At 70.6% G+C, this 609-nt stretch carries 1 protein-coding gene and 1 pseudogene; both read left to right on the top strand.

Translation table 11 applies throughout. The annotated features are described in order from the left end of the window. The coding region (locus ACNQQL_RS36040) for an ATPase, T2SS/T4P/T4SS family (RefSeq protein WP_347069707.1) at positions 1-415 on the top strand (415 nt) is incomplete at its 5' end. A 4-nt stretch (positions 416-419) separates the two neighbouring features. Continuing rightward, a pseudogene (locus ACNQQL_RS36035) lies at positions 420-609 on the top strand (type II secretion system protein GspF); the annotation flags it as partial.

Raw genomic sequence — 609 nt, 5'->3', positions numbered from 1 at the left:
GCTCGCGACGCTGCACACGAACGATGCGGCATCGGCCGTCACGCGTCTGACCGACATGGGCGTCGAGCCGTACCTGCTCGCATCGTCGCTGCTCGGCGTGCTCGCGCAGCGCCTGGTGCGGCAGCTCTGCCCCGTCTGCAAGGAAGAGCGGCACGAGGATGGCCGCACGCTGTGGCATCCGGTCGGCTGCGACAAGTGCGGGCATTCGGGCTACGCGGGCCGGCGCGGTGTATACGAACTGTTGCTGGTCGACGATACGATCCGCTCGCTGATCCATCGCAATGCGGCCGACGCGGAGATTCTGGCCACCAGCCGCGCGGAAGGGATGCGCACGCTGCGCGACGACGCCGAACGCTGGCTGACCGCCGGCGCGACGTCGCTCGAGGAAGTGCTGCGCGTGACGGGAGGCGCATAGCGCGATGCCGGCATTCCGTTTCGAAGCGATCGATGCGGCGGGACACGCGCAGAAAGGCGTCATCGATGCCGACAGCGCGCGTTCCGCGCGCGGCCAGTTGCGCACGCAGGGGCTCACGCCGCTCGTCGTCGAGCCGGCCGCCAGCGCGACGCGCGGCGCGCGTACGCAGCGGCTCGCGTTCGGCCGCAAGCTGT

Source organism: Burkholderia sp. LFS061 (assembly GCF_047978125.1).
Lineage (GTDB): Bacteria > Pseudomonadota > Gammaproteobacteria > Burkholderiales > Burkholderiaceae > Burkholderia > Burkholderia pyrrocinia_C.
This window is presented reverse-complemented; position numbering and strand designations above follow the sequence as displayed.